Below are 7947 nucleotides of genomic sequence, written 5' to 3' on the forward strand. Positions count from 1 at the left end.
ATCTGGGCAGCGGGGTGCTTTTTGACCTCAGCCCCTGGGGGCTTAAAGAGGAACCTACGGTACAGGCCTCAATCAATGCCGGAGCGGACGTGGTTACTTTCAGCGGCGATAAGCTCTTAGGGGGACCGCAAGCCGGCATCATTGTAGGAAAAAAGACCTATATCGATGCGATGAAGAAAAACCAGCTTTTGCGCGCCCTAAGGGTGGATAAGCTGACTATTGCGGCCCTGGAGGGCACCCTTAAGACCTATTTAACTGCAGAGCCACAGCTGCTGGTTCCGGTTCTGCGGATGCTGACCGTCAGCGCAGAGGAATTGGAACAGAGCAGCTTCAGGCTCTGCAGCCAGTTGCAGGAGGCGATCGGGGATCACCCCCAGGTAGTCAGCATCATGACGGTAGCATTGGAGGACCGGGTGGGCGGCGGCGCCTACCCCATACATAGCCTGCCCGGATTCGGGGTGGAAATTGCCTTTAAAAGCCGGCTTGAGACCATTGCCAGGCTCCTGCGCGAATCCCGTCCCGCCCTTTTGGCAAGGATACAGGACAATTGCCTCCTGATCAGTGTGCGCACCCTCAGGGCCGGGGACCTGCAGCAAGTTGCAGGGCTGTTGCAGCAGACCCTGCACCGGCTCGGTATGGAGGACAAAACTGGCGCCCCTGAAGGCCTGAAGGAGAGATGATCATGAAGAGATTTATTGTCGGCACCGCAGGACATATTGATCATGGCAAGACTACTCTGGTAAAAGCCCTGACCGGGGTTGATACCGACCGTCTCAAAGAGGAGAAACAGCGCGGCATTTCAATTGAACTGGGCTTTGCTCCCTTCAAGCTGCCCAGTGGGCAGAAGGCTGCCGTTGTCGATGTTCCCGGTCATGAGCGTTTTATCCGCCATATGCTGGCCGGTGCTTTTGGTATAGATATGGTCCTGCTGACCATCGCCGCTGACGAAGGCATCATGCCGCAAACCCGGGAACACATGGATATCATCGAGTTGTTGGGGGTTGATAAAGGCCTGGTGGTGATCACCAAAATGGATCTGGTCGATGAGGAATGGATGCTGATGGTGGAGGAGGAAGTCAGCGAATACCTCAAAGGGAGTATTCTGGAGGGAGCCCCGATTATCGCGGTCTCGGCAGTGACAAAGGAAGGGATACCCCAACTTCTGGCGGCTATTGAGAGCATCGCGGAGCAGGTGCAGGAAAGAAGTGCGGAAGGCTATGCCCGCTTGCCCATCGACCGGGCTTTTACTATCGCCGGCTTTGGAACCGTGGTGACCGGCACCCTGTGGTCGGGGCAGATCAATACCGGCGACGCCCTGGAGTTGATGCCCAGCGGGCTTCATGTCAAGGTGCGCAATCTCCATGTACATAATGAAAGAGTGGCTACGGCTTATGCGGGACAAAGGGTGGCCGTCAATCTGCAAGGCATAGAGCTGGCCGAGGTGAGTCGGGGCGAATTACTGGCCACACCGGGGGTTCTGGCACCGAGTTACCGCATCGACGCCCGCCTTAAATTGATCAAATCCAGCAAACGCAATTTGTCCAACTGGAACCGGGTGCGCTTTCACCTGGGAACTGATGAGACCATGGGGCGGATAGTCTTGCTGGATCGTGAACAGCTTAATCCGGGGGAGGAAGCCCTGGTGCAGCTGGTTATGGAGAAGCCGGTGGTGGCTTATAAAGGAGACCGCTTTGTAATTCGCTATTACTCTCCCGTAACCACTATCGGCGGCGGAGTGGTGATTGATCCTCAGGCCCCCAAGCAGAAGCGCTTCAGGGAGGAAGTCCTGGAAGAATTGAGCATGAAAGAGGAAGGCAGTCTCTACGAGCGCATCCTTTTGGAATTAGAAAACAAGCCCGAAGAAATCATGTCTTTGCCGGACCTGGTGAAACTTACCGGTAGTACGGTCTCCGCAGTTTCGGCCGAGCTGGAACAGCTACAACAGGATGGCATGGTTGAAGACCTTAAGAATGGAGATTACATAAGCCAGAAAGGCCTGGGGCTTATCCGCGAACACATTCACGATTGGCTGCAAAAATACCACCGCCAGTACCCGCTGCGCAGCGGCTATTCACGGGAAGATCTGCGCAGCCGGTTTTTTTCCAAAATCAATGCCCGCCGTTTCAATTTGATCGTCAAATACCTGGAAGAACAAAACTTCCTGGTGTCGGTGCAGAATAACCTGGCTCTGCCAGAACATGAGCCTGTGCCCGGGCCTCAAGAGCAAGAAATAATAAACCGGGTTATGATTGCTATGGAAAAGGACCTTTTTAGCCCTCCCGCCTTGAATGAATTAAAGGCGGTTTTACAGGTAAGCGATAGCGCTTTCAACGAGGTGGCGGCCTATCTGTTGGACAGCGGGCAGCTGGTGAAAATCAGCCAGGAAATGGTTTTCTCCGCCAAGGCCTTGCAGACCGGCAAACAGATTCTGCAGGATTTCTTTGCCAGCCAGAGAGAATTGACCCTGGCGGCGGTCAGGGATCTGTTCAATACCTCTCGTAAGTACGCTCTGCCTTTGATAGAATATTATGATAGGATTCGTTTTACGAAAAGAGTGGGAGACATCAGGGTTAAGATCTAATCGCTGCAGTGGAGGATTTTGTATTGTATAGAGTTGGGATACCTCGCAGTTTGGCTTACTTTTTTTACCTGCCGCTGTGGAAAACCTTTATCACTGAATTGGGCCATGAGGTGATCGAATCCCCCCCTACCAGCAGGGCGATACTGGATCGAGGGGTCAAAGAGGCCGTTAACGATGCTTGCATACCCATCAAGCTATATCATGGACATGCCGCTTACCTGGCGGAGCGATGCGATTTACTGTTTTGCCCGCGACTGGTCAGCGTCCGCAAACACGGCGACTTTGGCAGTGAAACCTTCTGCCCCAAATTTCTGGGTTTGCCGGACATGGTGCGTCTGGCTTTGAACCCCCTCCCACCGCTGATCGATGTGCGCATAGATTTGAAGCAGCCTCGAACCGGACTGTGGGATGCCGCCTGTGAGGTGGGGCAAAAATTGGGGCATGGACAGGCCGAGATCAAGCGGGCTTTGCGCCTGGCGCAAGCCGCCCAGCAGAGCTTCCGCAACCTCTGCCAGCGGGGCGTACTGGTTCCGGATGCCCTGGAAGCGGTTTTAAACGGAAAGAAGGTCTCCCCGAAAGCTACGCCCGGCCATGACCTCACCATCGCGGTGGTCGGTTATCCCTATGTGATTTATGATCCTTATATTAATGCCGGGCTGTTTAAGATATTGCAAGAGGAAGGGGTAAACATCGTAACCCAGGACATGCTGACAGATCAGATTTTGAACCGGCAAGCCCGAGAGCTGCCCAAGACCCTGTTCTGGTACTTTTCCAACCGGGCCGTTTATGGAGGACTGCATTTCATGAAGAAAGGCCGCGTGGATGGGATGATTCATGTGACTGCTTTCGCCTGCGGGCCTGACTCCATGGTGGATCGTCTTCTGGAAATCGAGGTACGACGCCGCAGCAGTATGCCCTATCTGGCCATAGCGGTTGATGAACACACCGGAGAAGCCGGAGTAAGGACAAGAGTCGAAGCCTTTCTGGACATGCTGCGTTATCAGAGGAAGGGAAAATGAAAATCAGTTTTCCCCGCATGGGGTATTCATACATAGCTTTTAAATGGCTGGTGGAAAATCTCGGCCATGAGTGTATCGTGCCTCCCGAACCCAGCAATCACACGCTGGATCTGGGAGTGCGCTATGCCCCCGAATTTGCCTGCATTCCCTTCAAGATCCTATTGGGCACCTATATCGAAGTAGCCCAAATGGGGGCGCAAGCAGTCATTACCTCCGGAGGGATGGGGCCTTGCCGGGCCGGATACTACTGGGTGATGCACAAGTACCTGCTAGAGGAAATGGGTCTGCCCATGCAGATCATAGCCATGGAAATGCCCCTTTTGAACCTGGGTGACTTCTGGGGAAAGATCAACCGGCTGCGCCGCAGCGGCGGGGTTTCATTAAAAGAACTGGCCCGGATACTGAAGATAACCTGGGAAAAGGTTAAGGCCATCGACGACATAGAAATCCGTTCCCATCAGGTGCGGCCGCTGGAGGTCAAGCGGGGCGACACCACCCGGGCCATCAATGAAGGACTGGCTTTTATAGACGCGGCCCAGCGGGAACACGAAATCGCCGAGGCGCGCCAGGAAGCCTTGGCTCGCTTGGACAGGGTTCCGCAGGATCAGAGCCGGAATCCTTTGAAAATCGGTATTATCGGCGAGATTTACGTGGTATTGGAACCGGCTGCCAATCATTATATTCAGCTGCTGCTGGGGGAGATGGGGGTGGAAACCGACCGCTCCATTTATCTGAGCGCTTATGCCCGTAAGAACACCATTGTAAATCTGGAAGGGGATCTTTTCGCCATCGCCCGCCCTTACCTTAATGAAGCCCCTATCGGCGGCCACGGGGTAAACAGTATTGCGGAAACCATTTTATATGCCCGGCACGGCTTTGACGGCGTGGTGCAATTAGCTCCCTTTTCCTGCATACCCGAAATCGTGGCCAAGAGCATCATCCCGGCAGTGAGCCGCGACTTTGACATTCCGGTGCAAACCATATTTATAGATGAACAGACCGGCAGGGCAGGAGTGCAAACCCGTCTGGAAGCCTTTGTCGATCTTTTGCAGTGGCGGCGTTCCCGCCGTGAAACCGTTGTTGAGAAGAGGGTGTTGCAAGGATGATAAAAGCTTATCTGGGAGTGGATGTGGGCTCGGTAAGCACCAACCTGGTGATTATGGATGAAAACGGCCAGTTATTGGCGAGCAGCTACCTGCGCACTAATGGCCGCCCCATTCAAACCGTTCAGGAAGGAATTCAAGCCCTGGGTCGCGAACTAGCACAAGAGGTTAATATCATGGGATGCGGAACCACCGGCAGTGCCCGCTATTTAACCAGCATGATCATCGGGGCGGACGTGGTTAAGAACGAAATTACCGCGCATGCTATCGCGGCCTCGCATGAGATTGAGAATGTGCATACCATTATCGAAATAGGGGGACAGGATTCCAAGATTATCATTTTGCGGGGCGGGGTGGTTACTGATTTTGCCATGAACACGGTTTGCGCAGCAGGAACCGGGTCGTTTTTGGATCAGCAGGCCAGCCGGCTTTGTATTCCCATTGAGGAATTCGGCGGGTATGCGGCCAAAGCCCGCAACCCGGTCCGGATTGCGGGCCGCTGCGCAGTTTTCGCCGAATCCGATATGATCCATAAGCAGCAACTGGGACATAATCTGGAGGATATCGTAGCCGGACTTTGTGAAGCCCTGGTCAGAAACTATATGAACAATGTCGGCAAGGGCAAGGAAATCCTGGCCCCGGTGGTCTTTCAAGGCGGAGTGGCAGCCAACCTCGGCCTGGTACAAGCCTTTAACAAATATCTGGGTTTTGAAGTGTTGGTTCCCAGGCATCATGGGGTAATGGGAGCCATCGGAGCCGCCTATCTGGCCAGGGATGCAGTGGGCAAAAAAGGGCGGACCAGCTTTAAAGGCTTTGATCTTGAAAAGATTGACTTTAGAACCACCAGCTTTGAATGTAAGGGTTGCTCCAATGCCTGTGAAGTGGTACAGTTCTTTGAGAATAAAAACTTGATTGCCCGCTGGGGAGACCGCTGCGGCAAATGGGAGCTGCAGGTGGGATGACCTTCGATAATAGAAAGATACGGAGGCTTTAGCGCCTTGCTATGGAGGCGTAAAAGATAAAAGCAAAAAGGAGGACGAATGATGCAGGTGAAACGTTGTTTAACAGTATTGGTATTGGTTTTATTCGCCATGGGGATCGTTGCCGGTTGCGGAACCAATAATACCAACCAGCAGGGGACTCCCGCGCCGCAAGGCACCGAAATCCTGGTAGGCTTGAACTGTGAGCTGTCAGGTGGGGTGGCCAGTTATGGGACCAATGCAGCCAATGGCGCCAAATTAGCCTTTGAAGAAATCAATGCTAAAGGCGGGGTATTGGGAAAACAGATTAAGGTCTTGGAGCGGGACAGCCAATCTAAAACCGATGAAGCCATGAATGTCAGCGCCGACCTGGTCAGCAAGGGCGTTGTAGCCCAGATCGGACCGCTGGTAAGCGGAGCGGTGGCCGCATGTACTCCGGTTATGAATGAGAACAAGGTGCCCCTGATCGCACCGGCCGCTACTGCGCCGGGAGCAACCGTGGACGAAAAGACCGGACAGACCTTCCCTTACATATTCCGGGCTTGCTTCCTGGATTCTGACCAGGGGGTGCGTATGGCAGAATTCGCTTATGATACCCTGGGACTGAAGACCGCAGCTATCTATGGCAGCACCTCTGACGACTATGCCAAAGGCCTAGCCAAATATTTCAAAGAGGCATTTGAAGCCAAAGGTGGTAAAATAGTTGCGAATGAGGGTTATGTCACTGGAGATAAGGATTTCAAAGCCACATTGACTAAAATCAAGGCGACCCAACCGGCATTCATCTACGTGCCCGGTTACTATCAAGAAGTCTCCATTCTGATTAAACAGGCCCGTGAATTGGGCATTACCGCTCCCATGGGCGGGGGCGACGGCTGGGATTCCCCTGACATGGTGACTGTGGCCGGTGCGGCGGCTCTGAACGATACCTATTTTACAAACCATTATTCAGTGCAAGACCCCAAACCGGCCATTGCCAACTTTGTTAAAGCCTATGAGACCAAATACAGCAAAACTCCGGACTCATTCGCTGCATTAGGCTATGATTCAGCCTATCTGCTGGTTGAAGCCATAAAATCGGCCGACTCTGCGGATCCGGTCAAAGTAGCCGAAGCCCTGGCTAAAACTAAGGATTTTCCGGGCATAACCGGAACCATGACCTTTAACGAAAAACATAATCCGGTTAAGAGTATTGTGGTTATAGAATTTAAAGACGGGAAACTGGTATCCCATTAGGAATCCAAACGTGAAGCCAGGAGAGGGACAGCCCCTCTCCTGGCCTTACAAACGGAGGCAGTAAATTATATGGTTGAGTTTATGCAACAAATGGTCAATGGATTGTCGTTGGGGGCAATTTATGCCCTGATAGCCCTGGGCTATACCATGGTATACGGAATCATCCTGTTAATTAACTTCGCCCATGGCGACATCATGATGGTAGGGGCCTATGTAGGCTTTTTTTCTATAACGATGCTGGGCAGCAACGTGTTTGTGGCCCTGTTGTTCGCCATGTTAGCCTGTGCAGCCCTGGGGGTCCTTATAGAAAAGATCGCTTACCGACCTTTGCGCAATTCCACACGGATTGCGGCCTTAATCACTGCCATCGGCGCCTCGCTTTTTTTGGAATATGTCACCATCTTCTTCTTAACCCCGGAACAGCGGGTTTTCCCGGCTGAGGCCTTCCCGATGCATCAGTATCAAATCATGGGGCTCTACATCTCCAACAAAGACATCTTCATAATAGTCTTGGCGGTGGTCTTGATGGTGCTTTTGCAGTATATAGTGAAACGCACCCGGGCCGGCAAAGCCATGCGGGCGGTTTCTTTGGATCAAGAGGCCGCTGTTCTCATGGGGATAAGTGTTGATAAGACCATATCGTTTACCTTTGCCCTGGGCTCGGCCCTAGCTGCCGCCGCCGGGGTATTGATCGGGATCTATTACGGCACCATCAATCCGCTCATGGGCATCATCCCCGGTCTGAAAGCGTTTGTGGCTGCGGTTCTGGGGGGGATAGGCATTATCCCCGGGGCCATGGTCGGGGGGTTTCTGATGGGTATTCTGGAAACCATGGTCAGCGGCTATGGCAGCAGCATGTACCGCGACGCGGTGGCCTTCGGGGTGTTGATTTTGATTTTGCTCATTAAGCCGACAGGGATCTTCGGCCGTAATGAGAGTGAAAAAGTGTAGGTGAAAAACATGCCGTCATCAAAGAGGCAATGGCTTTGGTTATTGATAAACATCGTGGTCCTGGCCGGGATTTTCAC

General features: G+C 53.0%; 7 protein-coding genes. All 7 read left to right on the top strand.

Annotated features, from left to right (window positions below; translation table 11 throughout):
- Positions 1 to 680 (top strand): aminotransferase class V-fold PLP-dependent enzyme (locus B3W37_RS10525; RefSeq protein WP_483175703.1); only part of this gene is annotated, 680 nt, incomplete at its 5' end.
- Positions 681 to 682: 2 nt separating this feature from the next.
- Entirely contained in the window at positions 683 to 2581 is a 1899-nt protein-coding gene (gene selB / locus B3W37_RS10530) for a selenocysteine-specific translation elongation factor (protein ID WP_483175705.1), read from the top strand.
- 8 nt (positions 2582 to 2589) lie between these two features.
- Complete coding sequence (locus B3W37_RS10535) at positions 2590 to 3600, top strand: acyl-CoA dehydratase activase-related protein (protein ID WP_483175706.1); 1011 nt, start codon at positions 2590 to 2592, stop codon at positions 3598 to 3600.
- On the top strand, positions 3597 to 4706 hold the full coding sequence (locus tag B3W37_RS10540; protein WP_483169537.1) for a CoA protein activase: 1110 nt from the start codon (positions 3597 to 3599) through the stop codon (positions 4704 to 4706). Before B3W37_RS10535 ends, B3W37_RS10540 begins: the two co-directional genes overlap by 4 nt.
- A complete protein-coding gene (locus B3W37_RS10545; protein ID WP_483175714.1) occupies positions 4706 to 5665 on the top strand; it encodes an acyl-CoA dehydratase activase in 960 nt (319 codons plus the stop codon). The genes B3W37_RS10540 and B3W37_RS10545 overlap by 1 nt, the downstream gene beginning before the upstream one ends.
- Positions 5666 to 5743: 78 nt before the next feature.
- On the top strand, positions 5744 to 6919 hold the full coding sequence (locus B3W37_RS10550) for an ABC transporter substrate-binding protein (RefSeq protein ID WP_483175707.1): 1176 nt from the start codon (positions 5744 to 5746) through the stop codon (positions 6917 to 6919).
- A gap of 69 nt (positions 6920 to 6988) precedes the next feature.
- Positions 6989 to 7870: a branched-chain amino acid ABC transporter permease gene (locus B3W37_RS10555; protein WP_481041920.1), complete on the top strand. Its 882-nt coding sequence runs from the start codon at positions 6989 to 6991 to the stop codon at positions 7868 to 7870.
- The last annotated feature ends 77 nt before the right edge of the window (positions 7871 to 7947 follow it).

It is taken from the genome of Syntrophomonas sp. UBA5494, assembly GCF_002426325.1.

Coding starts and splice junctions, on each gene's coding strand:
- B3W37_RS10550 (WP_483175707.1), top strand. CDS start 5,744: ATGATGCAGGTGAAACGTTGTTTAACAGTATTGGTATTGGTTTTATTC.
- B3W37_RS10555 (WP_481041920.1), top strand. CDS start 6,989: ATGGTTGAGTTTATGCAACAAATGGTCAATGGATTGTCGTTGGGGGCA.
- selB (WP_483175705.1), top strand. CDS start 683: ATGAAGAGATTTATTGTCGGCACCGCAGGACATATTGATCATGGCAAG.
- B3W37_RS10540 (WP_483169537.1), top strand. CDS start 3,597: ATGAAAATCAGTTTTCCCCGCATGGGGTATTCATACATAGCTTTTAAA.